This is a genomic window from Novacetimonas pomaceti (genome assembly GCF_003207955.1).
Classification (GTDB): Bacteria; Pseudomonadota; Alphaproteobacteria; order Acetobacterales; family Acetobacteraceae; genus Novacetimonas; species Novacetimonas pomaceti.
Map to the genome: position 1 here is coordinate 1 of NZ_NOXG01000104.1, position 982 is coordinate 982.

Here is a 982-nt window from a genome sequence, read left to right on the forward strand (position 1 = left end):
TCATGCAGCAGATGCCGACCCAGCCGCGCGTAAACCTTGCCGCTCAGGTCAGTGTTGGCGTGATCTTCATGTCGGACGTCGTCATGAAGAAGTAAGTTTCGCGCACCGGTCGCATGATATCGACGAATTCTGCACTCTCTATCAGAAGGCAGCATTCACCATGACCTCAGCCGTAACCGCAACGACGTCCCGGGATCCGTTCAGCGCGGATCGCGGCATTGAACCTGTGCCGTTCCGCAAGCTGGCCACGACGCCCGAGCCTGACCCTTCGCCCGAGGCGGACATAATTGCCGAGCCTCCCTCCCCTCACCCGCAACCTGTGACAGCAGCACCTAAGAAGAACAGACCCGTTCCACACGCGATAGCCCTTTTCAGAGCGCTTCCGCGTCGCAGGCAGGTCATGATCGCTGGCACCGCCGTCGGCAGTCTGCTCTCCCTCTTCCTCGTGATGGGCATAGCAAAGAGGCAGACGTCTCCCGTAAGCCAGGAAGTCGGAATGATCTCCGCCCCGCTACCGTCAGGCCCCAAAGCGTCTCCAGCGCCAGGGCACTCACCTGCATCATCGCCATCACCCCCGGCACCTCAGGTCTCGGCTACAGATGAGGATCTCAAGGCACTCCTTGCGATGAAAAAGCCGCCCCATCCCGCCGTCCCAACACCGGCACCTCTGCCGACCGAGAACACGCCTGCGCAGAGACACGATATCGGCATCGAAAAGGCCGTTCCGACCGATGATGCGGTCCAGAAAGCAACCCGCCTGCAAGCGGCTCCCATGACATCGGACGACCAGTTGCAGGTGCTGCAGCTTGTAACGGAAGAAGCAGCACTGGTGCAGCGGACCCGCAGCGACATCGCAGCACTCCGGCAGGATCTTGACCGGCTACGTATCGCAGATACGGCAAAGGCTTCGGATCTCAACCGCCGGATGTCGCTCCTCGAAGCGAAACGAGCCGTGGCCGACGCCGAAGCGCCCCCGTCAGAT

Annotated in this window: 1 pseudogene; it reads left to right on the forward strand. The window is 61.4% G+C overall.

Going from position 1 to position 982, the window contains the following annotated elements:
• Positions 1-496: 496 nt before the first annotated feature.
• Positions 497-982, forward strand: a pseudogene (locus CFR71_RS15835) (hypothetical protein); the annotation flags it as partial.